Source organism: Bacteroidales bacterium (assembly GCA_035342335.1).
Taxonomy (GTDB): Bacteria; Bacteroidota; Bacteroidia; order Bacteroidales; family JAGONC01; genus JAGONC01.
In genome coordinates this window covers 46975-73400 of the sequence record DAOQWY010000008.1, presented here as the reverse complement: position 1 = coordinate 73400, position 26426 = coordinate 46975, and the positions used below count along the sequence as shown (strand labels likewise).

Here is a 26426-nt window from a genome sequence, read left to right as displayed (position 1 = left end):
ATATGAATCCCATAAAAATTCTGTTCATTGCCATTGGACTGGCATTTTGGGGAACCCCAGCGACTGCACAGCCTGAGATCAGTCCCGAACGAAAGGCCGCCATTGATTCCCTGGCCCTTGAGAAAGTTCGCGACCTGAGCAAATACATCAGCATCATCGGCGACAAAGAAACGCCCTGGTCGGAAGCCAACCGGGTCATAGAGCGCACCCTGGAGCTGTTCATGCCCGGAAGCCAGATGGGTGTTTCATCGTTGTTCCTCGACGAAGTCAAATATTACGGCATCAGGGAATACCTGGAACGGCTCATGCAGCTGAACTACGACAAAGTGAAGATCCAATGGTTTAACATTCAATATATCAGCGATTTGGAACAGCAGCCGGATGGGCGTTTCGTGGGGGTGATCACCATTTTTCAGCGGTTTGAGGGGATTACAGGCGATCAGCTGGTCTATAAGGATACCACAAAAAAGGATATTACGGTCTATGTGGAGCGTAAACAGACCCAGATCGGAGGACGCCTGATCGGATTTTGGGATGTGCTGCTGGGCGATGTCAGGGTGACCGAAACCTTGCCATGAGAAAAATCCTTTTTGTTGGTTGGTTGATACTATGGATTGCGCCGGATCTGCCGGCGCAATCCATAGGTAATTACCTGGGTGATGAGGAGATCCTGATGGCCCAGACCAAACAGGTGAACCAGTTCCTTCGGCGTTTCAACTGTGAGGAAAACCTCGATGGGCAGCGGATCTACCCGGAAAACCCGCTTTACAGGGATCCCACCCTTCGAAGCAAATATCTATCGGTCCTCTTTGACAATGAAAATCCTGCCATTACCGACCTTGCCCGGCAGGACTTCATTCATACCGTCATAAACGGGAACAAACCGGTATATCTTGACTTTCACGGAGGAGACTGGTTTGCCGAGGTCGCAACCAAATTTTTCTATCACGGCAGTGAAGTACCGCTCACCCTTTTTCTCCAGCTTCAGGAAGAAAAGGTTGGATCAAAGTGGGTGATTACCAATATCTATTTCGAACCATTCAGCAAGCTTTTTTTCAATTCCGCTCCTGACCAGCTCAAATTTCTTCATCCCTTGAGCCACGAGCTCGACTTTATGAACCTCATCCACGTTTTCAAGAACAAAGATGAAGTTGAGCTGTACACTTCCCGTGAGTACCACCCGGATTTTCTGACCCTTTTCATTTATGAAGTGAAGAATGGAAACCTCTCCTTTAAAACCGTTCAGCAGGTTAAGTTTCACTTTTTCCAAGTCCCCGGATGGTATTTTGAACTGGTTGACTTCAACCGAAAATCCAAAAATTCAGGGTGGCTGATAGCCAATCTCCTCAGGATATCACCTGATGAAAAAGAACTGATGCTGAAATTCATTTACCATGAGTAAAAAGCTACTTTCTGCGCTCTGTGGATTGATCCTGATTTGCATCCTTTTTATTTTCCCTGCCTCAGCACAGGTAAACACCCACGTAAAAGAAACCGGCCAGGAAATGGAATCTTACCTAGTGCAGGTAAGGCAGATGGTTCATTTTGTCGAATCGGCCTTCAATACATTGGGTGATCCTACGGTCACCATCCGGGAAAAAGACATTATCATCAATGAAAGCTACCTGAAATTCTTTCGCGATGAAAAAGTCCAGATCGAAGATGATCTGGATGAAAACCGGCAGGTAGTGACCAATAAAAATGTTCAGGCTTACCTGAAAGACATCAATTTCTTTTTCAAACAGGTCGTTTTTACATTCACCATCGAAGAGATCTCACCTGAAGTGAACGAAGAAGGCCAGATCTATTTCAGGGTTTCCCTCAACCGGAATTTACACGCCGAAACCATTGATGACAGCACCGTCAACACCACGCAGGTCCGCTTCATGGAAATCAACCTGGATCAGGACCGGAAAGATCTCAAGATTGCCAGCATCTATACAACAAAGCTGAGTGAAAATGAAGACATGGCCAACTGGTGGTCGCGGCTTCCCGTCGAATGGAAAGAAGTCTTTTCCAAAGAGATCAGTCAACCCCTATCCACTCCATTGCACCACGTCATCGCCTTTGATGATTCGGCCGTCGTTTTACAACCGGACCCATTGGATCCCCTTCTGGATACGCTCTTCATCAACACCGGTCCCATCTATGAAAGCATCAGGCAAATCTGGTCACTTGAAAAGATCAGCCTCGACGGTAATCCATTGATTAACAACCTCGAACCGCTCAAAAAACTGACCCGGCTGAAGTCACTCTCCCTTTCGCAGACTGCCATTGAGGACCTCACTCCCCTGCGCAGCCTGTCAAAACTGGAGCATCTGAATTGCGCAGCAACACCCGTAAGCTCCCTGGAACCACTACGTTACTCACTGAATATGAGCGATTTAAACATAGAGGATACGCAGATTGATACGTTAAATACCATCGCAGGCTTTAAGAAGCTCAAGGTATTCAATTGCAGCAAGACACTGGTACGAAGTCTCGAACCCCTTGCGGATTTAAGGGAACTTACAAGTCTCCTTTGCCATAACACAGACATCGCCCACTTGGAACCTATTCAGACTCTCACCCATTTGACCCGGCTGGATCTGTCCTACAATACCCGTGTGACATCCCTGGAGCCTGTACGGAACCTGACAGAGCTCAGTTATCTCAACATTGGCAATACGATGATCGGGGACCTTGAGCCGGTGAGAGGGCTCATCGCGCTGCAGTATATGTACATGGACTACACCCCTGTCGACAACCTGGATCCCCTTCTCCCGTTGCCTGAGCTGAAACGCATTTACTGTGATCACAGCAAGGTGACCGGCGAAATAGCAAACATTTTCATGATCAGTAAACCCGCTACCCTGGTTATCTATGAAACAGGCGAACTGACCCGATGGTGGAATTCCCTTAATGAGCGGTGGAAGGAACTCTTTGCGGAGCAGATTGGCCTGGAAGCAGAACCCGAGAAGGAGGATCTGCACCAGATCACGTTGATCCGGCAACTGCAACTAAAAGGTGACAGTCTGATCACCACGCTGGATCCTCTTTCCGTCCTGATCAATCTCGACGATCTGGACATTTCCGGTACGCCTGTCCGTTCCCTGGATTCGTTGCAAAGAAGCATTCACCTGAGGGCATTGTGTCTGGCTGGAACGGAGGTGGCCACCATCGAACCGCTGCGAAACCTGCGGATGATCGAACGGCTGGACCTTTCCGATACACAGGTCACCGATCTGGAGCCGCTTGCACAGGCTCATAACCTCCTTGAACTGAACATCGAAAACACCCGCGTCACATCCCTTCAGTCCCTGACCGGTCTTGAAAAACTGAGCATGGTACGGGCAGATCAGACTGAACTGGGCCAGGATGAAATTTTTTCATTTATGGACAGCAAACCCATTTGCGAGGTGATCTATATGACACCACGGTTGCAGAAGTGGTGGGATGGATTGACTGACGAGTGGAAAAGCATATTCCTGGATGCACTTGATCTGGACGATCCTCCGGGGAAGGAAGAACTGCACAGGGTAATGAACCTGGAAGAGCTGATCCTTGAGAATACGATGAAAATTCAGGACATTGAACCGCTTGGAATGTTAAAACGAATGAAAAGCCTGATCATCAGCGAGACCCGGATCACGGACCTGATGCCCATCAAGGATGCCAGCCGCCTCGAAAAACTGATCTGCAGGAAAAGTCCTTTCAGTGAACTAGCGCACATTGCATCGCTGACATCCCTGAAGCACCTTGACCTTTCGGACACGCAGGTTTCGGATTACACACTGGCCGCACTGCTCACCGGGCTGGAATACCTGAACATCTCGGGAACGCCGGTCAAAAACCTGAAATGGATTTCAACCCTTGCAAATCTTACCGAGTTCGATTTTTACAATACATCGGTAGGAAGTTTGAATGAATTGGTCGAACTTACCAATCTGAAGATCATCCGATGTTACAATTCGAAACTGAATGAGAAGAAGGTAGCCAAATTCAGAGGTCTGCGACCTGATGTTGAAGTTGTTTTTTATTAGACTGATACACGATGAGCCAGAAATTTCTCCTGACAAAAGTGATTGCAACCCTGGGACCGGCAAGCGAATCGCCTTCCATGATCCGAAAACTGATGGCAGAGGGTGTGGATGCATTCCGGTTGAATTTTTCCCACGGATCATTGGAGACCCACGCCACGTTGGTTGAAAAAGTCAGGCAGATCAGCTCTGAACTTGACATGCCCGTAGCCATCATCGGAGACCTGTCCGGTCCGAAGATCCGTATCGGGGAAGTTCCCGAGGGAGGTATTTTGTTGACTGCGGCAAAGATCGTTGAATTTGTGAGTGAAGATGAACTGGCCATCTGCCACGAAGAGGCAGCGCGTGTCATCCTGACCACGAACTACCCTGGATTCATACGGGAAGTGCAGCCGGGGCACCGCATCCTGCTGGATGATGGCGCCATCGCACTGGTATGCAAACAGAAAAAAGAAGGACCCGGCGAAACCCCGAGGCTCATTTGCAACGTATTGAATACCGGGCTGATCACTTCCCGGAAAGGAGTCAATTTGCCCGATACTGACCTGTCGGTTGAGGCCCTCACCGAAAAGGATCACCGGTTCATTGATTTTGCCGTTGAGCACAGGATCGATTTTCTCGCCTTAAGTTTCGTCAGGACTGCAAAGGACATCCATATCCTGAAAGAACGTCTGAGAGAGCTGAACGCCAGATCTGAAAGACCCGGGACCGAAAGGACGCCTCAGGGATCTCACAAAACAGATCCTTTGCGCGACACACAGTTCATTCCGGTGATCAGTAAGATCGAGAAGCCCCAGGCGCTGGTCAACCTGGAAGAGATCATGCGTGAGACCGATCTGGTGATGGTGGCGCGCGGCGATCTGGGTGTGGAGGTGGAACTGGCAGAAGTGGCGGTCCATCAGAAAAGGATCATTCACCTCTGCCACGAATACGGGATACCGGTGATCGTGGCAACGCAGATGCTGCAAAGCATGATCGAGTCACCTTCTCCCACGCGTGCTGAAGTTTCCGACGTGGCCAACGCCATCTTTGATGGTGCGGATGCAGTGATGCTTTCCGGGGAAACGGCTGTTGGACATTATCCGCTGGAAGCTGTCAGGATGATGAACCGGGTCACCGAGAAAACAAACCATTACCTGCGTTACCACGCAGCCCCGCTTGCCCTGCCTCACCATTTCCGGCAGGGAAGGAAGGAAAGTGCCGCCATTGCCCACGGAGTAAAGACCATCGTAGAGGACATGGACATAAAAATGATTATTACATGGACCCATCGTGCAGAAAATGTGGTTTACCTCTCGCAGTATCATATCCCGCTGCCCATCCTCGGATTCAGCAACCACAGGGAAGACCTGAGGAAAATGGCATTGCTGTACGGGTTGATGCCCATCTATATGGAACTTCCCAAAAGCGGAAGTCAGTTCATCCGGCAGGTGGATCAAATGCTCATTCAGCGCAGATGGGCAAAGGCCGGGGACGCTGTCGTATTTGTGCTCGGTGAACCCATCGGGCGGCCCGGCGTTTCCAACCGTCTGGTTGTCCACTACCTGGGCGACAGCGAATAAACTCCTGTACCGTCCAAAGTGCCGATCCTTCCTCAGCTCAGATTGAATCGTTCAGGGTGTTTCCCTTGCCGGCCACGGTAAAAGGCTTCGATCTGCCGGAAATCCTTGTCGTAATCACCCGATGGAATCACGACCTGTCCCAGGCCGCACCTTTTTTCTTTATAATCGAGGAACCCAAGGACAATGGGCACCTTTGCCTTCAGGGCAATATAATAATAGCCTTTTTTCCAGTTGGTGACCAGCTTGCGCGTGCCCTCAGGGGTAATGGCAATAAATAACGATTCGTACTGATCAAAGACATTCGCCACCTGTTCAACCATGTTGTTACTTTTTGACCGGTCGACCGGTATTCCTCCCATCGCTTTCAATACCCGACCCAGTCCATTCCGGAATATTTCCTTCTTGATCAGGAATTTTACCGGAACACGGAGGACCGTGAAGGCAAGGCGGCCCACGACGAAATCCCACATGCTGGTGTGCGGTGCGACAAGCACAACACATTTCCTGATGCCGGCGGGCAGTCCTCCCAACACTTTCCAGCCGAAAAGCGACAGGATCAGTTTTGCCAGAAATTTCATCATAGTTCCAAGAGATCTGTTGATAAATGGTCAAATGGTTAAATGATTGCCCTTCCCTGCTGACCTGAGCTTCGAGGCAAATGCAACGGATATGTAATTGTTCTTTTCACAGCATACGTGCGATGCAAACGAAATGGCCGTACGAACAAGTTTATCCCACACGCTTTCCTCCAGGGCCGGCAGATCATGACGGGATATCCTGCAACGGACCAGCTCATAGATCAATCCCGCATTGAAGCCATCGCCTGCCCCGATGGTGCTGACCGTCTGGATCCCGGGAACGGGATACGACTTCCTTATCCTTTCTGAAAAAAGCAACACATCCCTCCCACCCTGGGTCAGGATCAGCGTTCGTCCGCCAGATGTCCTGATTGCATCGAAGATACGGTCCGGATCGGTCGTATTGAAAATATTACCAAAATCCTCATCGGATCCTCTGACAATATCCGCCTGACGGATACAATCGTGGATATAGGGCCCAACGACGTCCAGTTCCTTCAGGTGAGGCTTCCGGTAATTGGGATCATAGATCCGGATACAATCACAAAGCGATACCAGATCAAGTAACCGGTTAATTCTGAGTCTATTGGCCTCCTTCAAGGCATAAAAGGAGCCATAGACAAAGATATCGCCCGGAGCAAAAACAGGCTCTTTCTCCTCCTGCCGGTCCGCAAGCCGGGAGCCGGGGTAGAAGGTATAATCTGCATCATTCCTGTCGTCGAGGAAAGCGAAGGCCACCCGAACCTGACCCCTGTAACGGGCGATAAATTCGGTCGAAACGCCATTCTGATGAAGGAAGGACATTATGAAGGTGCCAACCGGATCGTCACTGCAGTCGGATATCATCGAAACCGGCATACCTGCCCTGCCAAGAGACACGGCTGTATTTAACTTTGAACCGCCCGGACCAATGAAGAAAGGAGCTCCGTCACGGAAAGCGATATCAAGAATGCATTCCCCTGTTGTGTAGATCTTCTGCATTTCAGCTGATTTGACGGTTGTTCCGCATATTAAAAGTCGATCTCCAACCCCAGCTGATCTTTGAAATGGATAAGATCAGGATTTTTTTCTGCCATCCTCTTATATTTTTCAAGGGGAGTGTAGGGCCGTTGATCCTGTGCATTGGCATAGATCCTAGTGGATAACAGGATACGGTCGTTCTTCAGCCGTGCACGGAGAAAGCCAAGCATATCCTGCTTCTTATCATTCAGTTCATCTTCCTGTACCTTGTTGTCGATCGTCAGCTCAATGGCAAAATCATCCTGAAGTACTGGTTTGCGTTTGGTCAGGGTACTGTGCAGATTAGGGAATGTATCGGCGATCGTGGATGCATAGACCGACCAGGCTTCCTCCAGCTGTATCTGATCAAACGAATCTTCAAACCTGACCGTCGGGTATTCCGGATTATTCCCGTTAGCTGTGTCACCTTCTTTTGAGATAGCAATTTTCTCCTTGATGGACACGCCACAGCCTGTTTTTACGGAACTTCCACGTGCGGGTGACTGCTGCGGAGGGGATTCAACCGGAACTTTAAATTCCTTTGGGACTACCGGGGCGTTAACCGGTTCCGGCTTCTGTTCAGCAGGTTGAACTGTCTTTTCTGCTTGCATTTTGTACCGGTCGTCTTTTCCCGAAAGAGAGCACATCTGCATCAGGGCAATTTCAAGGTGAAGACGCTTGTTATTGCTGACCTTATAGTTCAGATCACATTTATTATTGATATCCAATGCATTAAGCAACAGATCGACCAGGCATTTCCTGCTTTGGCCGACATATCGCTCACGAAGTCCTTCACCTGTCTCCAGTAACTTTGCCGTAGAGGGATCTTTACAGACCAGTAAATTTCTCAGATGCTCTCCCATGCCGATCAGGAAATGCTGCCCATCGAATCCATTATCCAGTATTTCATTGAGGATCAAGAGTGAAGAAGAAATATCGGCTTGCAGGATGCTATCGGTCATTTTAAAATAATAGTCATAGTCGAGCACATTGAGGTTGCTGATCACCGTTTCATAGGTCAGTTGGCTTCCTGAAAAACTCACGATCTGGTCAAACATGGAAAGCGCATCGCGCATGGCACCGTCAGCTTTTTGGGCAATGATCCGCAAGGCATCCGGATCAAAAGCAACCTGTTCGCTCTGAGCTACCGTTATCAGTTGCTGTGTGATATCCTCCACCGAGATCCGTTTAAAATCATAGATCTGGCACCTGGAAAGAATGGTGGGGATGATCTTGTGTTTTTCCGTGGTGGCCAGTATGAACTTGGCATAGGCCGGCGGTTCCTCCAGTGTCTTGAGAAAGGCATTAAAAGCCTGCTGAGACAGCATGTGCACCTCATCAATGATATAGACCTTATACCTGCCCACCTGAGGCGGTATCCTCACCTGGTCAACCAGGTTGCGGATGTCATCCACCGAATTGTTTGAGGCAGCGTCCAGCTCGTGAATGTTGAAAGAGGCAGAGGCATTGAACGAAAGGCAGGATTCACAGGCATCACAGGGTACAATATCGGCAGAAAGATGTTCACAATTGATGGTCTTGGCAAGTATCCGGGCACAGGTGGTCTTTCCCACACCTCGCGGTCCGCAGAACAAAAAAGCCTGGGCAAGCTGATGGTTGCGGATGGCATTCTTAAGCGTGGTGGTGATGGCCTGTTGCCCTATCACCGTGTCAAAGGTCTGAGGTCTGTATTTGCGCGCCGAAACAATAAAATTCTCCATCAGGTGTTTTTTTGGGGAACGAATTGCTTCCAAAAATACTCAATTTTGCTTACCTTGCCCCGTTAATTTTTCAACACATTCACGATAACCGCCACCTGCTGATGATCCTCATCCATACGGAACAACAAACCAACCGCGTCAGGTACATATTCCATCTTTTCTTTCATGATCTTTTCGGCACGGAATATTTGCTGACGTCAGATTCCGGGCATTTTCTCACCTGGTCGGGCCCCAAATTTTCCTATGGCATCCAGCCACTGGAAGACGAACTTTTTATCAGGGCGGTGCCGCTTCTGTTTGAAAAAGGTACGGACAGCCCGGTTCCGGAATGTGTTGAAATCAGCGGATCAAAGGTGCTTTTCCCCATTCAGGATCAAAATTCGGCCTTTCCTTTTGACCTGTTTGCCGCCAGTTTTTACCTGGTCACCCGTTATGAAGAATATGAAACGGTTTACAAAGATCAGCACGGAAGGTTCAATCCCCTTCACAGCATTGCCTTTAAGGAAAATTTCCTTGATAAGCCCGTCGTGAACATCTGGGCGCTGAAGCTGAAGGATATCCTCCTGATTCATTTCCCCAACCTTGTATTCAGCGCCAGATCGTTCAGGTTCCTTCCGACCATTGACATTGACTCTGCATATGCATATCGTCACAAAGGCTTCTGGAGGACAGCCGGAGGTTTCCTTCGGTCGCTTTCAAGGGGTGATCTCAGCGAAATGAAAGAACGCTGCCACGTGATTCAAGGAGGGTTGAGCGACCCTTTTGACACATACGGCTACCTGTCAATCCTTCATAAAAAATTTGATCTTTCACCCTACTTCTTTATCCTTCTGGGAGATTATGGACCCTACGACAAAAACCTTTCCCCCCGCAACAAGCATTTCAGGGAACTGGTGGCCCGGCTGGCCGCGGAGCATACGATCGGCATCCATCCTTCCTATGCTTCACATGATCACCCTGCACGACTGAAGTCGGAAATATTGCGGCTGGCTTCCATCATCAACCGCAAGGTGACCATCAGCCGTGAGCACTTCCTCCGGATCACCATGCCTTACACCTTCAGGAATCTGATCAGTTCAGGCATTGAATGCGATTTCACCATGGGGTATGCCCAGGAACCAGGCTTCAGGGCAAGCATTTGCACTCCTTACCTGTTTTATGATCTTTATGACGACAAATCGACCTCCCTGCGAATTTATCCATTCACGGTAATGGATGGAACCCTCAGGGACTATAAGAACCTCTCCCCTGAACAGGCATCGGAAGTCATCAATGTCCTCATCGGCGAGATCAAAGCGGTCAACGGGATTTTCATCAGCATATGGCACAATGAGACACTGGGTGATCAGAAAAGATGGAAAGGGTGGCGAACAGTGTATGAAAAAATGATCCTTCATGCACTGGATAGTTGATTTGCAGGTGGTTTAATTCCACTGACAGGAAGGCATCGTGCGCTCCATCTTTTGGAGCAGTTTTTTGATCATCATCATCAGTTCCTCACATTCGACCAGCATCACCACACTCACCTCCTCATCTACCAGGTGACTGTCACGGATCAGCCGGATGTGATAGTGCGTCTCCCGGGCATACTCATAGGCAATGGTCAGCTGCACATACTGCTCCTCATCCGATGTGGCATCCTGTCCCACTTCCAGACAGGAACCGATCGATGTCCCCTTGATCAGAATGTGCTTCGACATGACATCTTCCCGATGCTTGTAATGCAGGATCTTGTAAAGTTCAATGATCAGCAGGCTGAAAAGATAACTTTTCCTGACCAGCAACTGGTTTCCTTTCATGGTTTTTATTGTTAATACGATAACCCCCGAAAATGTTACCCTGGTAACCGTACTTTTTTCAAACAAAACATAAAGTTCCATACCTTAGCGGGTACCAACCAGGTCAGTCCACTTGATGATCCATTATCTCCATCATAGCGATATTGATAAAACAAAATGGGATCGGTGTATCCAGGAGTCCTTCAACGGTCTGATCTATGGATATTCCTGGTACCTGGACCTGGTATCGGAGGAATGGGATGCGCTGGTTGAGGATGATTATGAGCGGGTCTTCCCCCTTACCTGGAAGAAAAAAGCAGGAATATCTTATCTGTACCAGCCATTTTTTACGCAACAGCTCGGCATTTTTTCCAGAAGTCCGATAACCGAAAACACCGTTAATCACTTTCTGGCTGCAATTCCTTCCCGGTTCCGACTGATCGAGATCAGCCTGAATTCCTTTAATAAATTGACTCTGCCGGATTTTTCCGTGAGCAGGAACCGTAACCACGAATTATCGTTGAACGAATCCTATGACCGGCTGGCGGCTTCCTATTCCGAAAATATAAAGCGCTCTGTCAGAAAAGCCAAAAACCACGGACTGACTTATCAGTGCACCATCAGTCCGGAGGAAGTGATCAGCCTGTTTCGCCGGAACAGAGGCAGGACGGTGCGCACACTGAAGGAAAAGGATTACCGGCGGTTCCGCCGGCTGGTCTATACATGCATACACAACGGAAAAGCACAGACATGGGGAGCATATAGCCCTGATAACCAATTGTGTGCAGGGATCATTTTTTTGTTTGGCCATAAAAGGGTCATTTTCCTGTTTTCAGGACTGGCTCCCTATGGAAGAGAACACGGGGCGATGCCCTTTTTGATTGATGCATTCATTCAACAGCACGCTCAATCTTACCTTACACTCGATTTTGAGGGATCAAACGATCCCGACCTGGCCAGGTTTTATAAAAGCTTTGGTTCGAAAGAGGTTTTTTATCCTTTTATCCGAAAAAACAAGTTGCCGTGGGTGGTGCGGATGCTGAAAAATCTGCAAGCGGCTATCTGAATTTCCCGATTGCTGATTGCCGATTGCTGATTGCCGATTTATTCCTTCTGACACTGGTCCTTCTTCATAAACGGATACTTGAAATCCGTTGCGGGCAGCAGGTTCTCCTTGATAGTGCGGGGATTTGTCCAGCGAAGGAGGTTCATGAAACTCCCGGCCTTATCGTTGGTTCCCGACTGCCGCGAGCCTCCGAAAGGCTGCTGCCCTACCACGGCCCCGGTGGGCTTGTCGTTGTAATAGAGGTTTCCTGCAGCGTATTTGAGAAGATCACCTGCCCTGGTCAGTGCATAGCGGTCACGGGCAAAGATGGAGCCAGTCAATCCGTAAGGCGAGGTTTCATCGCATAGATGTAACGTCTCTTCAAAACGGTCGTCCTTATAAACAAAGATGGTCAGCACAGGTCCAAAGATCTCCTCTTCCATGGTCAGAAAATGCGGGTCCCTGGTCAGAATGATGGTCGGCTCAATGAAAAAGCCCTCGGTATGGTCACCTTTTCCGCCAAGGATGACTTCGGTATCAGCCGACTGCTCTGCTTTATGTATATAGCCCATGATATTGTCAAAGGATGCCTTGTCGATCACAGCATTCATAAAGTTTTCAAAATCGGCAGGATCACCCATCTTTATCTGGGAATGCATATCGGTAAGCCGTTCCCTGATCTCTTTCCAGAGTGATTCAGGAATGTAGGCCCTGGATGCGGCGGAACATTTCTGGCCCTGATATTCAAACGCACCTCTTATCAGGGCGGTAGCCACCTCTTCGGGATCAGCGGAGGTGTGCACGAAAACAAAATCCTTGCCCCCGGTCTCCCCAACGATCATGGGATAGGATTTATAGCTGGACAGATGCTCGGAAGTCATTTTCCATAACCTGTTGAAGGTGGCATTGGAACCCGTAAAATGAACCCCCGCCAGATGCCTGTCGGCCATGACTGCGTTCCCGATGGAAGAACCCGGTCCGGGAATGAAATTGACCACGCCGTCAGGCAATCCAGCTTCCTGGAAAATTTTCATCAGGTAGTAATTCGACAGTAATGAGGTGCTTGCCGGTTTCCAGATCAGCGTGTTTCCCATGAGCGCCGGAGCAAGGTTCAGATTGGAAGCAATGGACGTGAAATTGAAAGGGGTTACGGCAAAGACAAATCCTTCCAGCGGCCTGTATTCGATCCGGTTGATGATCCCCTTTTCGGAATGGGGTTGTTCGTTGTAAATATCAGAAATATAGTGTCCGTTGAAACGCAGGAAGTCAATGGTTTCACAGGCAGCATCGATCTCAGCCTGGAAAATGCTCTTGGATTGGCCCAGCATGGTCGCCGCATTGATCACCGGACGGTATTTTGTGGCGACAAGCTCCGCAATTTTCAGCATGATCGACAGTCGCTCCACCCAGAACATCGATTCCCATTGCCGGTGGGCTTTCAGTGCAGCTTCAACGGCCAGCTTCACCTCTTTCGGTGAAGCTTTGTGATATACCGCAAGCTGATGCTGATGACGGTGCGGCATCACCACCTGATCAATGTCCCCGGTTCGGATTTCCTTGCCTCCAATGATCAAAGGGATATCCACCAACTCGTTACTCATCTTTTTCAATTCAGCGATCACTCCCTTGCGATCCCTGCTTCCGGGAACATAGGAACGTATCGGCTCGTTTTCGGGGTATTCAAAAGCATAAAGGGCGTTGTTCATCTGTTCTGGTTTTTCTGTTACATAAGAACGCTCAGGGATAGAAATTGTTCACGGCAAAGCCAGTGATTCGTCCCAAACTGTTAATTTTGCCATTTGCGTATAGTTTTGACCAAAAATGATTCAAAACCTCCTACTGCCGATTCGATCGCGATGGCTGCTGTTGGCCCCCGCCATCTTTCTGATGGTTTCAACGGGTTGTCATCCGGCCGGCACGGACAGGGAATCCTCTCCCGAGGCACGGAAACCTTTCCTGATGAAGGGTGAGCTGATCATCTTTCACGCCGGCAGCCTGGCGGTACCGTTCCGGGAGATGGCAACTGCATTCAACGAACTTTATCCCGACGTTCGTATCAAAACAGAGGCCGGGGGAAGCCTGGCAAGTGCAAGAAAGATCACCGACCTGAAACGGCCCTGCGACATCATTGCCGTTTCCGACTATCGGGTCATCGACGAACTGCTCATTCCGGAGTTTGCATCCTGGAACATTAAGTTTGCCGCCAACGAAATGGTGATCGCCTATACGGAAAAATCAAAATACCGGGCAATGATCGATTCGCTCAACTGGCATCAGGTCCTGTTGAAAGAGGATGTCAGGTTTGCACGGTCCGATCCAAACCAGGATCCTTGCGGCTACAGGACTGTTCAAACCTTTCTGCTGGCCGAAAAACATTACCAGAGGCCGGGTCTGGCCGGTCTGCTGAAATCCAAGGACAATCAATACATACGTCCCAAGGAAGTCGACCTGATCGCACTGCTTGAGACCAGCACGGTGGACTATGTTTTCAACTACAGGTCCGTTGCCCGCCAGCATCAGCTGGATTTTATAGGGTTACCGGAGGAGATCAACCTGAAATCACCCGGCCTTGCCGACCTGTACGCCACTGTTTCCACCGAGATCAACGGCAGGGAGCCCGGACAGCTGATTACCCTGACCGGCGAGCCGATGCTTTACAGCCTGACGATCCTGAAGGATGCCCCCAGTGGAACGATTGCGCAGGCATTTGTGGAGTTTGCCTTATCCGCCAGGGGTCAACAGATCCTGGAATCCTGCGGTCAGCCTTCGGTGATCCCTGCGGCTTCCGCGTCGTATGACCAGATCCCTGAACGGTTCAAGGCTTATGCGAGGAGGGAAACGGGAGGCGGTTGACAGCGGAGCGAAGCGACGTCCCGACGGAAGTCGGGATCAACGGTCAGTAGTTGGCAGTAAAACAATTTGACAATCTAACAATCAATTACATAAACTGATTATAAACTTTTTAACCAATGAAGCAACCATGAAACACAGTTTAATTATGATCATCCCCTTCCTCGTGGCATCCTGCACGAACAATCCATCGGTGACAGTGACAACGGTAGGGAATGCAAGGGATACGGCCGATCTGACGAACGATTTCTATGACAACGAGCCGGTTCATGAACTGACCAAAGGGGAATTGATGGTGGATGGCGAAGTCTACCGTCCGGGAAATGTTGACCTGGGTTCGCTCCCCCTCCATTCCGTGATTGTGAAAGAAACCATCCTGTCGGGTGATTCCAACCGGTTTGTGGGAGCTTACCGTTACGACGGTTATTCTCTGTTTGATATCCTGAACCAGTTTGTACCCGATAAGGTAAACAAAGAAGAATTCCCGCCCATCATTGACCTGTATGTGGAGATCACCAACAAGGAAGGTGAGAAAGCCGTTTTCAGCTGGGGCGAGATCTATTACCCTGTCAATCGTCATCAGATCATCCTGGCAACGAAGGTAATGGAGATCGTTCCCTCCAAAACAAAAGACCACTGGCCACTGCCCGGTTCCTGGAAAATAGTGGCAGTCCCTGATCTGATCACGGAAAGGAATCTATCGGATCCGGTGGCCATCACGGTGAAGTCACTGGGGAAATCCTTCCCTGTTGACCGGGATAAAAAATATACCGATGCTGTATCCATCTTCCGGAATGACTCGCTGTTAAGCTCATTTACTATATTACCAACTAATTGTCAATTTATTACATATCCAACCATTTTTTATGGGCGCGGCAGGGGGATTCACAGTGTCACTCCTTTCCAGGGTGTGATGCTCAAAGATCTGTTAGCACAGTATATCCATTCTGCAACGGGTGCCCTCCGTAACGGCTTGGTCACCGTCAAGGGCGCAGATGGTTATCGCAGTGCGTTTACGCTGAGTGAGATCATTAACCGGAACGATCAGTCGGAGGTGATCATTGTCGATGTCGGGGAAGGCGAGGAAGGCGGCCGCTTCAGGCTGTTCCCGAGTGCTGATTTCTTCTCCGACCGTGCCGTCTTCTCCCTCGAGGAAATCCGGGCTGATTTTTAATTTTTGATTTCATGAAAACCACCGGTCTCTTCCAACTCATCCTCATCATCCTCGGGGGACTGGTTTTGCTTTTCATCATCGCTCCCCTTCTGGGGATGTTTCTAAAGACGACACCCGGCAATCTGTTTGAGACCAGCCAGGATCCGGAGGTCATGAGGAGTGTTTGGCTGACCCTGTGGACCAGTATGGCCGCAACCCTGATCTTTGCCATTGGGGCCATTCCTCTTGCTTACCTGCTCGTCAGAAGGAATTTCCGGTTCAAGCCAATGGTGCTTGGCATCATCAACCTGCCTGTGGTCATCCCGCATTCTGCTGCCGGGATCGCCATCCTGGGTTTCATTTCAAGGGACACCGTGATCGGAAAGGCCGCATCGCTGGCAGGATTCGATTTTGTAAGCACTCCTGCAGGCATTGCACTGGCCATGGCATTTGTGAGCCTACCATTTCTGGTCAATTCGGCTATGGATGGCTTTGCGGGTGTGCCCGTCAGACTTGAAAATGCAGGCCTCAACCTGGGAGCATCCCCCGCGCGGGTTTTTTTTACGGTTTCACTGCCTCTGGCCTGGAGGAACGTAGTCACTGGCCTGATCCTGATGTTTGCACGCGGGATGAGCGAATTTGGCGCGGTGGTCATCGTGGCTTATCACCCCATGATCACGCCGGTGCTTATCTTTGAGCGTTTCGGAGCATTCGGACTCAAGTATGCACGGCCTGTGGCCGTACTGTTCATTCTGGTCTCCCTGGCGGTATTTATCGTCCTTCGCCTGCTAACGAAAGATAAGAGCCATGCTAAGAATTGAGCGGCTTTCGGTGAATCTGGGAGAATTCTCTCTGCAGAATATTGAGATGCAGGTGGACCGCGGTGATTATTTCGTTGTCCTGGGGATTTCAGGCGCCGGCAAATCGGTGCTTCTGGAAAGCATTGCGGGCATTGTCAGGCCCATCAGCGGGCATATCTATCTCAACGATAGGGAGATCACCCGGCAAAAGATCCAGTCCAGGGGGGTTGGTCTTGTTTACCAGGATCATGCCCTTTTCCCACATCTCACTGTACACGAAAATATTGCCTATCCCCTGAAAAGCCGGGGCGTGAATAAAGCATCGGCAGAGCCTGTCATTTCGAAACTCGCCGTGCAAATGAACATCAGCCATCTATTGCACCGCAAACCAGGCACATTGTCCGGAGGAGAGCAGCAACGTGTAGCCCTGGCCCGGACGCTTGCCCTGAATCCCTCCGTGCTCCTGCTGGATGAACCGCTGGCCTCTCTCGACGTTGAACTGAAAAAGGAACTGCGGAAACTTCTCCGGAAGATCAACCAGGATGGGATGACAATTCTGCACGTGACACACGACTATGAAGAAGCCATCACCCTGGGCAACAAAGTGGCAGTTCTGAATGATGGTGAGATCATCCAGTCAGGTACCATTGCCGATGTATTTCAACATCCACGGAATGCGTTTACCGCAAGCTTCATCGGAATCAAGAACTTTTTTTCTGTCTACGTGACCCCCCCGGGTGATCAGGAAGGGAGCACGCTATGCAGGGCCCGGATTACGGATGAACTGTGCTTCTTCATCCAGGATCAGGAACGGACAGGAAGCGGTTTTGTCATCCTCCGTGCGGAGGACGTCATCCTGAGCCGCATACAGACCGATTCCAGTGCACGGAATAATTTTGCGGGCATTGTACTGGACATCTCACCGTGCATCAGGGGGTTTGAGGTCACCGTGGATATCGGGGTCCATATTCTTGCAGTCATCACCCAGGATGCGCTCTCCAGCCTTCAACTGCGTGAAGGCGACATCTTGTGGGTGTCTTTCAAAGCATCAGCTGTGAATTTCATTGAAGGATAGCATCAGCCTCCACATTTGGCAAAAATGACGTAATTTTACGAGAAAATCCAGGGCATGCATTTCAGGATATTCATTTGCATTACCGTTGTCATCATCTCCCTTACAGGAAGAAACCTGCATTCTCAGCCCGAAACGTATCCCTACTTAGCCCCTGGAGCCCAGCCTCTTAAGGACACCATAAAGCTTCTTGACTCCCTGTATTCCTATTTCTGGAGAACCAACATCGGATACTGGGTCAATGAGGATCTGGATCTGTTTTATTACGACAACAACACGGATCTGATCAAACTGAACAGAAAGCACTGGGACGAGTCATACGGATATTTTTGGTATGACGATTCCAGGGTTCTGTACACGCTAAAAAACAGCCTGCGGATCGAAGAACTGAAACAGGAATATGAACTTATAGCACAAAAGTGGAATAATTATACGCTGTTTACCTTTGTTTACGATGATCAGGGAAAAAGGACCGAGTGGAAATGGCAAAGATGGTCACCGGACATCAGCGACTGGGTCAATTTCCGTTTGAATCAATACCTCTTCGATAGTGCTGACAAGCAGATTCAATCCATCTCCTTGACCTGGGATCCGGAATCGTCAGGATGGCTTTTCTCTCAGAAAATTGAAACGCTGTATAACAGCACCGGAAATGACTCCATTATCCTGACCTCCTACTGGAAATCATCTGATTCAGCCTGGTTGAACCTTAGCAAGAAGACAAGCCTGTACGATCTTTCAGGCAACCTGGTCAATGAGCTCATGCAGGTTTGGGATGATGGTTCAGAGAAATGGATCCCTTCCAGCAACAGCCTTTCCCTGTATGACAATGATCATCACATTCTGGAAACAGTCTACCAGCACTGGAATGTCAATCAGTCTGGCTGGGAGAATAAAACCCGGACGGAATACATTTACAATGAGCTCGGATTGATCAGTTATGCCGTAAACTCTTTATGGAATCCTCCCGACTCAGTCTGGGAAAACACATCGAGAAATATCTATTCGTACGATTTGGAAGGCGACCAGGTGGATTACGTCCTGCAAAACCGGACACAGGACCAGAAATGGGAAAATTCTCTACGGAAACAGTTCGTTTACAAGAAAGTTCTTTCCATTCCGGAAGTCATGACTGCCGACTGTATCTCCTGCAGATGGGAAACCATTTCTTCTTCAGCCAGATCCATCAGCTGTATTGGATTGAAGGATAATGCGACTTATTTATTTTCCCTTTACTCAATGCAGGGGAGCCACATTTCATCGCAGGTGATCAGTGGGAATCAGCCCATCAGGATCAGGGGAGAAATCCCCGCAGGAATCTATTTGATGACCATAGCCAGCAAAGATCACCCGGTGCATCAGGAAAAAGTCTTCATTCCCTGATCTTACAGCAGGTCAACTGCTTCAATGGGGATCATTAACAAAACTGTTAAATTGCATAAAAACCTTGATTAATTTATAAATTTGCTAAAATTGAAAGTTGCTTCTCATGAAGCAGAAGGTTGTTATTTCATTCTACTTGTTTATGAATCTGTTTGGACATGCCCAGGACAGGATCACCGGGCTGCCTTTTGCTACCCGTTCGGAAGTCATAGCTCAGCATGGAATGGCAGCCACGAGTCAGCCGTTGGCAACCCAGGTCGCACTGGATATTCTAAAAGCGGGTGGAAATGCAGTTGATGCAGCCATTGCCGCCAACGCTGTCCTCGGCCTGATGGAACCGACAGGGTGCGGAATTGGCGGTGACCTGTTCGCTATCATTTGGGATGCAAATTCCAACCAGCTGTATGGGTTAAATGCCAGTGGCCGTTCCCCGGCTTCTTTGTCCCTTTCCTATTTTAAAGAAAAAGGTCTCGACAAAATACCCTCCCTGGGCCCCCTTCCGGTATCGGTGCCGGGCTGTGTGGACGGATGGTTTGAGATGCACGACCGTTTCGGTTCCCTCCCCATGACCCATATCCTTCAACCTGCCATTGCTTATGCCCGAAATGGATTTCCTGTCTCGGAACTGATTGCCTATTACTGGGGAAAAAATGGTGAAATTTTAAAAAGCTTCCCGGGCTTTGCCGAAATATTCCTGCCTGATGGAAGGGCCCCTAAAAAAGGAGAGGTTTTTAAAAATCCCTGCCTGGCTGCTACACTCGAAAAAATAGCGGTCCTCGGCCGGGAAATTTTCTATACAGGTGAGATTGCAGACAGCATTGAAGCCTATATGAAACGTCACGGAGGTTTCCTGACGAAAAAGGACCTGGAAAGTCACACGTCAGAGTGGGTTCAACCGGTATCGGTCAATTACCGTGGGTATGATGTTTGGGAATTACCTCCAAATGGTCAGGGCATTGCCGCTTTGCAGATACTGAATCTCCTTGAGGGCTACGACCTGCAATCGCTGGGATTCGGAAATTCCGCCTATGTTCACCTACTGGTGGAGGCTATCAAGCTTGCTTTCGAGGACCGCGCAAACTTCTATGCAGATCCCTCCTTTGCCGATATCCCTGTCGGATGGCTTATTTCAAAGGAATATGCATTTAAAAGAAGGAAGTTGATTAATTTAGATTCAGCCGCACGAAGTGTAGCACCGGGTGATCCTGAACACGGCAACACGATTTACCTTACGGTGGCCGACGAACAGGGGAATATGGTATCCCTGATTCAGAGCAACTACCGGGGCATGGGAAGTGGCATGACTCCAGGAAAGCTTGGCTTTGTCCTTCAGGACAGGGGTGAGCTTTTCAGCCTTCAGCAAGGACATCCGAATGTTTTCGAATCTGGGAAACGGCCATTCCATACGATCATCCCAGCCTTCATCACAAAAGACGGCCGGCCCTTTATGAGTTTTGGCGTTATGGGAGGCTCCATGCAACCACAGGGACATGTACAGATCGTGGTTAATCTGATCGATTTCGGCATGAACCTGCAGGAGGCGGGTGACGCACCCCGCATCCGACACGGTGGTTCCTCCGAACCAACCGGAAAAAAAATGTCGGACGGGGGGATCTTGTTCATGGAATCGGGATTCCCTCAGCAAACCATTGACGAATTAAAAAGCAAAGGACACATCATCCGCTTTTCAGACGGGAATTTCGGCGGATACCAGGCTATCATGCGGGATCCTGCAACAGGAATCTATCATGGAGCTTCAGAATCCAGAAAAGATGGACAGGCAGCGGGGTATTAAGGCAGATGTTGGTTGACAGTAAACAATTGAACAATTGAACGACGAACGATGTATAACCATTTAGCAATCTGACAATTTATCATAAAAAAAGTGAATTTCAGTAAGATACAAAATTACGAACTATGGTTCGTTACCGGCAGCCAGGATTTGTACGGTGATGAAACCCTTCGGAAAGTGAAGGAAGATTCCCTGGCAATTGCCGGATCATTGAATGCCTCGGATAAAATTCCCGTGATGGTCGTTTTCAAACCCGTGGTGACCACACCCTCCGAAATCACAGACCTCTGTCAATTGGCAAATACCAGCAGCAGCTGTGTGGGTATCATCACCTGGATGCACACATTTTCACCTGCCAAAATGTGGATCACAGGACTCGGCATTCTAACCAAACCATTGCTTCACCTGCACACACAGTTCAACAGGGATATCCCCTGGGATGAAATCGACATGGATTTTATGAACCTGAACCAGTCGGCACACGGTGACCGTGAATTTGGGTTCATCTGCACACGGCTGCGCATTCACCGTAAGGTGGTCGTTGGACACTGGCAGGATGAAAAAGTACTGGATGCGATCGGGATCTGGTCACGGGCCGCGATCGGGTATCACGAATCCAGAAAATTGAAAATCTGCCGTTTTGGCGACAATATGCGCTCTGTAGCCGTAACCGAAGGAGATAAGGTAGAGGCTCAGAAGATCTTCGGCTGGCAGGTCAATTATCATGGCATCGGAGAGCTTGTGGAGAGCATGAAAGCAGTATCAGGGGCAGAGGTGGAATGGCTGATCAGCGAATACCAGGAAAAATACACATTCAATACAAGGCAAGTCGACCGGGTTCGCTACCAGGCCCGCATTGAACTGGGAATGAAGGCATTCTTCGAGTTGAACGGTTACAGGGCCTTCACCACCAACTTTGAGGATCTTTTCGGTCTGGAACAGCTCCCCGGCCTGGCAGTCCAACGGTTGATGGAACAGGGCTGGGGATTTGGAGCGGAGGGTGACTGGAAACAATCAGCGCTGGTACGGATCATGAAAGTCATGGCAGAAGGGATGACGGGAGGATGCTCCTTCATGGAAGACTATACGTATCACCTGGATCCGGAGCAGCCTGCGGTTCTGAATGCCCACATGCTGGAAATATGTCCGTCGCTCGCAGCGGATAAACCTACGATCGAGGTTCATCCGCTGGGTATCGGAGGCAAAGAAGCCCCGGCGAGGTTCGTCTTCACGGTTCCGGCAGGCAGGGGGATCGTGGCCACACTGGTTGACCTTGGAGGACGAATGAGAATGATCGTCAATCCGGTGAACGTGATCACTCCGAAACCCCTGCCCATGTTACCCATCGCCCGCGCCCTGTGGGTACCCGAACCCGATCTGCACACCAGTGCCCACGCCTGGATCCTTGCCGGAGGCGCTCACCATACCAGCTTCAGCATGGCACTGACAAAGGAATACATGGAAGACCTGGCTGAAATGTTCGGGACTGAGCTGGTCATCATTGACACAAACACAACGATCCCTGACTTTAAGAAGGAGCTCAGGTTTAATCATGCCTACTATCAAAAAGGGATCTAATGCTCAAATGATCAAAATCTACCGAACATGACGACACTGGATTGGATTGTCTTGTGTTCCTTTATTGCTGCCCTGGCAGGGATCATTGCCTGGGTACTGTTGAAGAAAGACAAAGATACCTCCGATTATTTTCTGGCCGGACGTGATGCCACCTGGCTGGCAATCGGTGCGTCAATCTTTGCATCGAACATCGGATCGGAACACCTGGTCGGATTGGCAGGCGCGGGTGCAGAAAGCGGAATGGCGATGGCTCACTGGGAAATGCACGGATGGCTCATCCTGATGCTGGGATGGCTGTTTGTGCCTTTCTATTCCCGGAGTAAAGTCTTTACAATGCCTGAATTCCTGGAGCGAAGATATAATCCCCAATCCCGGTCATTCTTGTCCGTAATCTCCCTGGTCAGCTACGTACTGACAAAAGTCGCAGTCACGGTCTATGCCGGAGGGGTTGTGTTCAAGGATGTTTTTGGGATCGAAGCCATCCGGCTGTTCGGACAGGAAATCGATTTCTTCTGGGTAAGCGCAGTGGGCCTTGTCGCCCTGACCGGCCTTTATACGACCCTGGGAGGGATGAAAGCCGTACTCTATACCTCTGTGCTGCAAACGCCTGTGCTGTTACTGGGTTCCATACTGGTACTGGTCATTGGTTTGAATAAAATCGGGGGATGGTCTGAGATGATGGAAGTCGTGAGGGCCGCTCCGGTAAATGATTATGGCGACAGCATGGCAAACCTCATACGTTCCCCCCACGATGCGGAATTTCCATGGACCGGGGTATTGCTGGGTTCCGCCATCATCGGCTTCTGGTACTGGTGCACCGACCAGTATATTGTACAGCGGGTCCTCTCAGCACGGAATATGACACAGGCAAGAAGGGGATCCATTTTCGGCGCCTACCTGAAACTAACCCCCGTTTTCATATTCCTGATCCCTGGTATGATTGCCTATGTCATGAACCAGAAAGGAATGATACAGCTTTCGAGTAACGACGCTGCATTCTCCACTTTGGTGAAAGAGCTGCTTCCCATGGGATTCAAAGGTGTTGTGGTCGGTGGCTTGCTGGCTGCCCTGATGAGCTCCCTGGCTTCCCTGTTCAACTCATCTGCCATGCTTTTTACGATAGATTTTTATAAAAAATACAAACCCAACGCGAGTGAGCGGCACTATGTCCTGGTCGGGAAGATTGCCACGGCAGTGGTCGTGATACTGGGGATTCTATGGATTCCCATCATGAGAGGCCTGGGAAAGGTACTGTACGCCTATTTACAGGATGTTCAATCACTGCTGGCGCCAGGCATTGCAGCTGTGTTCCTCCTGGGTATCCTATCCAAAAGGACTACCCCGAAAGCAGGCCTCTATGGATTGATCGTTGGATTTGTCCTGGGTATGTTACGACTCGGGTTGAAATTATTTGCCGATACAATGAATCCCGATGGGATCATCTACAGGATATTTTTGGCTCCCAACTGGTTGCACTATGAAATCGCCCTGTTCTTTATCGTTATTGTCCTGATGATCATCATCAGCTCCTTTACAAAGCCAAAAGATTTTGCCAGTTTAAAGGGGCTCACCCTGGCTTCGGTGACCCCGGAACAGCTTGCCGAGGTAAAAAACAGCTACAGCAAATGGGATATCCTGAATACAGCGATCATCATCGGAGTCATTGTTGCATTTTATGTCTATTTCTGGTAAAATAAGTTATGAATCACCTGCATCATGCTCAACGAACTGAAAGAAAACGTTTATCGCGCAAATCTTGACCTTGTGAACCACGGACTTGTTTTATTCACCTTTGGCAATGCCAGTGGAATTGACAGGGAAAAAGGATGGGTTGTCATCAAACCAAGCGGTGTAGATTACAAGCATATGAGGGCCAGGGATATGGTTGTGGTGGATCTTGACGGCAAAGTAGTGGAAGGTCGTTATAAACCCTCCACCGACACACCCACGCATCTTCAGTTGTATAAGGCTTTTCCTGAAGCAGGAGGAATTGCGCACACCCATTCGACCTATGCCACTTCGTGGGCACAGGCTGGAAAGAATATTCCCATTCTGGGCACTACGCATGCCGATCATTTCGCTCAGCCGATTCCCTGTACAGCCGTAATGGCTCCGGAGCAGGTGGAGGGCGAGTACGAGAAAGACACGGGCCGTTTGATCGTCCGTACCTTCAGTGAAATGAATTATTTGCAGGTTCCGGGTGTCCTGGTGAGAAGCCACGGTCCCTTTACCTGGGGCAAAGATCCGGCGGAGGCGGTCTATCACAGCGTCATACTTGAAGAGCTGGCACACATTGCGCTTTTGACCCTGATGATCAACCCGGAGTCAGCCATGAACAAAGCACTCATCTCGAAACATTACGGTCGTAAGCACGGAAAGGATTCGTATTATGGGCAGTAGAACACCGAGCTATGTGATCGGAATTGATTTCGGAACCGATTCAGCACGTGCGCTGGTCGTTGACGCCCATACAGGCGAGGAACTGGCCACCTCAGTCAGTTATTATCCCAGGTGGTCCGAAAGGAAATATTGCGATCCGGTGAAAAACCAGTACCGCCAGCATCCAATGGATTACATTGAAACATTGGAACACACGGTCCGCGGGGCGCTGGCAGCCTGTCCGTTCGAACTTGCTGAACATGTCGTTGGCATATCGATGGATACGACAGGCAGCACACCGGTGCTGACCTGCGCTGATGGCATTCCCCTTGCCCTGAGCCCGGGATTCGAAGAGAATCCGAATGCCATGTTCATTCTCTGGAAAGACCATACCGCCGTCAAGGAAGCAGAAGAGATCAACCACCTGGCAAAAAGCCAGGAAGTGGATTATACAAAATATGCCGGGGGTGTCTACTCATCGGAGTGGGTTTGGGCGAAGGTGCTCCATGTGATCCGTCAGGACGAACGTGTGAGGCTGGCAGCCGTTTCCTGGATCGAACACTGCGACTGGATGCCCGCGCTGTTATGTGGCCGCCAGCAACCGGCAGAAGTCATTCGCAGCCGCTGCGCCGCAGGGCATAAAGCACTCTGGCATCCCGAATGGAACGGACTTCCTCCCGCCAGCTTTTTTTCAAGGCTGGATCCCGATCTGGGTCGCATTCGGCAAAACCTTTTCAGCAAAACTTATCCATCGGATGTGAAGGTCGGGTGCCTCACACCGGAATGGGCCTGTCGGCTTGGGCTCACAACGCAAGTTACCGTGGGCACCGGCGCATTTGACTGCCACATGGGAGCTGTCGGCGGTCAGGCCACACCGAATGTCCTGACCCGGACCATCGGAACCTCCACCTGCGATATCATGACAGCCCGCTATGAAGATGTCGGCGAAAAATTAATTGCCGGCATTTGCGGACAGGTTGACGGATCGGTGATCCCGGGATATGTTGGCCTTGAAGCAGGCCAGTCTGGATTCGGGGACATCTATGCGTGGTTTAAAAATGTTCTGGCATGGCCCGTCGAAAATCTACTGTCAAACACAACCCTTGTCCAACCTGAAATGAAAGAAAAACTGAAGGAAGAGATCCTGGAGCAGATCATTCCAAAGCTCAGTGCTTCAGCTGCCAGGATACCCGCAGAGGAGTCAGCCATCGTTGCCCTGGACTGGATGAACGGCCGCAGAACTCCGGATGCCAACCAGGAGGTCAAAGGGGCCATCACGGGGCTGACACTTGGCAGTGACGCTCCACGGATATTCAAGGCCCTGGTGGAAGCCACAGCCTTTGGTTCCAGATCCATCGTTGAACGGTTTACCAGGGAGGGAGTTCAGATTAAGGAAATCATCGCGCTGGGCGGTGTGGCTAAAAAATCTCCCTTTGTAATGCAAACCATGTCCAATGTCCTAAATATGCCCATCAAGGTCGCATCAACAGAGCAAACCTGTGCCTTCGGCGCTGCCATGTTTGCGGCCGTTGCAGCCGGCATTTATGAGAAGGTGGAAGATGCCCAGAAAGCCATGGGAAAAGGATTCGATAAAGTGTACTATCCGGACAAGGCTACTGCCGAAACTTACCAGCATATCTACCAAAAATACCTCAGCCTCGGCAGGTTTGCCGAAAGCGCATCCGCCTGAGATCATCAGCACCTGGATGAAAAATAG

General features: G+C 49.8%; 21 protein-coding genes. 16 read left to right on the top strand and 5 right to left on the bottom strand.

Features of this window, described 5'->3' with window-relative positions:
- Nucleotides 1-2: 2 nt before the first annotated feature.
- From PKI34_05875 to PKI34_05860, 4 genes are read left to right on the top strand one after another with little or no spacing between them, the layout of a single operon-like run.
- Nucleotides 3-578 (top strand): hypothetical protein, encoded by a 576-nt coding sequence (locus tag PKI34_05875; protein HNS17331.1) that lies wholly within the window; start codon nt 3-5, stop codon nt 576-578.
- The gene (locus PKI34_05870; protein ID HNS17330.1) at nt 575-1402 is read left to right on the top strand and encodes a hypothetical protein; all 828 of its coding nucleotides are present in this window, start codon (nt 575-577) and stop codon (nt 1400-1402) included. Before PKI34_05875 ends, PKI34_05870 begins: the two co-directional genes overlap by 4 nt.
- A complete protein-coding gene (locus tag PKI34_05865; protein HNS17329.1) occupies nt 1395-4022 on the top strand; it encodes a leucine-rich repeat domain-containing protein in 2628 nt (875 codons plus the stop codon). Before PKI34_05870 ends, PKI34_05865 begins: the two co-directional genes overlap by 8 nt.
- Before the next feature lie 11 nt (nt 4023-4033).
- Nucleotides 4034-5581 carry a pyruvate kinase gene (locus tag PKI34_05860; GenBank protein HNS17328.1) on the top strand — a complete coding sequence of 516 codons (1548 nt, stop codon included), beginning with the start codon at nt 4034-4036 and terminating at the stop codon, nt 5579-5581.
- A gap of 32 nt (nt 5582-5613) precedes the next feature.
- On the opposite strand, the gene PKI34_05855 is transcribed toward PKI34_05860, so the two are convergent.
- The 3 genes from PKI34_05855 to PKI34_05845 are packed head-to-tail and all read right to left on the bottom strand — an operon-like array spanning nt 5614 to nt 8879.
- On the bottom strand, nt 5614-6162 hold the full coding sequence (locus PKI34_05855; protein HNS17327.1) for a 1-acyl-sn-glycerol-3-phosphate acyltransferase: 549 nt from the start codon (nt 6160-6162) through the stop codon (nt 5614-5616).
- Between the two features lie 27 nt (nt 6163-6189).
- On the bottom strand, nt 6190-7140 hold the full coding sequence (locus tag PKI34_05850) for a PfkB family carbohydrate kinase (GenBank protein ID HNS17326.1): 951 nt from the start codon (nt 7138-7140) through the stop codon (nt 6190-6192).
- Nucleotides 7141-7169: 29 nt separating this feature from the next.
- Nucleotides 7170-8879, bottom strand: a complete 1710-nt coding sequence (locus PKI34_05845; GenBank protein HNS17325.1) for a DNA polymerase III subunit gamma/tau — start codon at nt 8877-8879, stop codon at nt 7170-7172.
- 101 nt (nt 8880-8980) lie between these two features.
- Between PKI34_05845 and PKI34_05840 the strand changes: the two genes are divergently transcribed.
- Nucleotides 8981-10291 (top strand): polysaccharide deacetylase family protein, encoded by a 1311-nt coding sequence (locus tag PKI34_05840; protein ID HNS17324.1) that lies wholly within the window; start codon nt 8981-8983, stop codon nt 10289-10291.
- 12 nt (nt 10292-10303) lie between these two features.
- Here the strand turns inward: PKI34_05840 and PKI34_05835 are convergent, their stop codons facing one another.
- Nucleotides 10304-10678 (bottom strand): four helix bundle protein, encoded by a 375-nt coding sequence (locus tag PKI34_05835; GenBank protein ID HNS17323.1) that lies wholly within the window; start codon nt 10676-10678, stop codon nt 10304-10306.
- Nucleotides 10679-10793: 115 nt separating this feature from the next.
- Here PKI34_05835 and PKI34_05830 point away from each other — a divergent pair, with 115 nt between their 5' ends.
- Nucleotides 10794-11723: a GNAT family N-acetyltransferase gene (locus tag PKI34_05830; protein ID HNS17322.1), complete on the top strand. Its 930-nt coding sequence runs from the start codon at nt 10794-10796 to the stop codon at nt 11721-11723.
- 38 nt (nt 11724-11761) lie between these two features.
- On the opposite strand, the gene pruA is transcribed toward PKI34_05830, so the two are convergent.
- Nucleotides 11762-13408 (bottom strand): L-glutamate gamma-semialdehyde dehydrogenase, encoded by a 1647-nt coding sequence (gene pruA / locus PKI34_05825; GenBank protein ID HNS17321.1) that lies wholly within the window; start codon nt 13406-13408, stop codon nt 11762-11764.
- Between the two features lie 115 nt (nt 13409-13523).
- Here pruA and PKI34_05820 point away from each other — a divergent pair, with 115 nt between their 5' ends.
- The 10 genes from PKI34_05820 (at nt 13524) to PKI34_05775 (ending at nt 26399) form a co-directional block, all read left to right on the top strand.
- Nucleotides 13524-14555, top strand: coding sequence for a substrate-binding domain-containing protein (locus PKI34_05820; protein HNS17320.1), 1032 nt, complete (start codon nt 13524-13526; stop codon nt 14553-14555).
- 127 nt (nt 14556-14682) lie between these two features.
- The gene (locus PKI34_05815; GenBank protein ID HNS17319.1) at nt 14683-15726 is read left to right on the top strand and encodes a hypothetical protein; all 1044 of its coding nucleotides are present in this window, start codon (nt 14683-14685) and stop codon (nt 15724-15726) included.
- 11 nt (nt 15727-15737) lie between these two features.
- Nucleotides 15738-16526 carry an ABC transporter permease gene (locus PKI34_05810; protein ID HNS17318.1) on the top strand — a complete coding sequence of 263 codons (789 nt, stop codon included), beginning with the start codon at nt 15738-15740 and terminating at the stop codon, nt 16524-16526.
- On the top strand, nt 16513-17580 hold the full coding sequence (locus PKI34_05805) for an ATP-binding cassette domain-containing protein (protein HNS17317.1): 1068 nt from the start codon (nt 16513-16515) through the stop codon (nt 17578-17580). The genes PKI34_05810 and PKI34_05805 overlap by 14 nt, the downstream gene beginning before the upstream one ends.
- A gap of 54 nt (nt 17581-17634) precedes the next feature.
- Complete coding sequence (locus PKI34_05800) at nt 17635-18960, top strand: hypothetical protein (GenBank protein HNS17316.1); 1326 nt, start codon at nt 17635-17637, stop codon at nt 18958-18960.
- A gap of 142 nt (nt 18961-19102) precedes the next feature.
- A complete protein-coding gene (gene ggt, locus PKI34_05795; protein HNS17315.1) occupies nt 19103-20755 on the top strand; it encodes a gamma-glutamyltransferase in 1653 nt (550 codons plus the stop codon).
- Between the two features lie 90 nt (nt 20756-20845).
- The gene (gene araA, locus PKI34_05790) at nt 20846-22330 is read left to right on the top strand and encodes an L-arabinose isomerase (GenBank protein ID HNS17314.1); all 1485 of its coding nucleotides are present in this window, start codon (nt 20846-20848) and stop codon (nt 22328-22330) included.
- Nucleotides 22331-22357: 27 nt separating this feature from the next.
- A complete protein-coding gene (locus PKI34_05785; protein HNS17313.1) occupies nt 22358-24022 on the top strand; it encodes a sodium:solute symporter in 1665 nt (554 codons plus the stop codon).
- A gap of 24 nt (nt 24023-24046) precedes the next feature.
- Nucleotides 24047-24730, top strand: a complete 684-nt coding sequence (locus PKI34_05780) for an L-ribulose-5-phosphate 4-epimerase (GenBank protein HNS17312.1) — start codon at nt 24047-24049, stop codon at nt 24728-24730.
- Complete coding sequence (locus PKI34_05775) at nt 24720-26399, top strand: ribulokinase (protein HNS17311.1); 1680 nt, start codon at nt 24720-24722, stop codon at nt 26397-26399. The genes PKI34_05780 and PKI34_05775 overlap by 11 nt, the downstream gene beginning before the upstream one ends.
- The last annotated feature ends 27 nt before the right edge of the window (nt 26400-26426 follow it).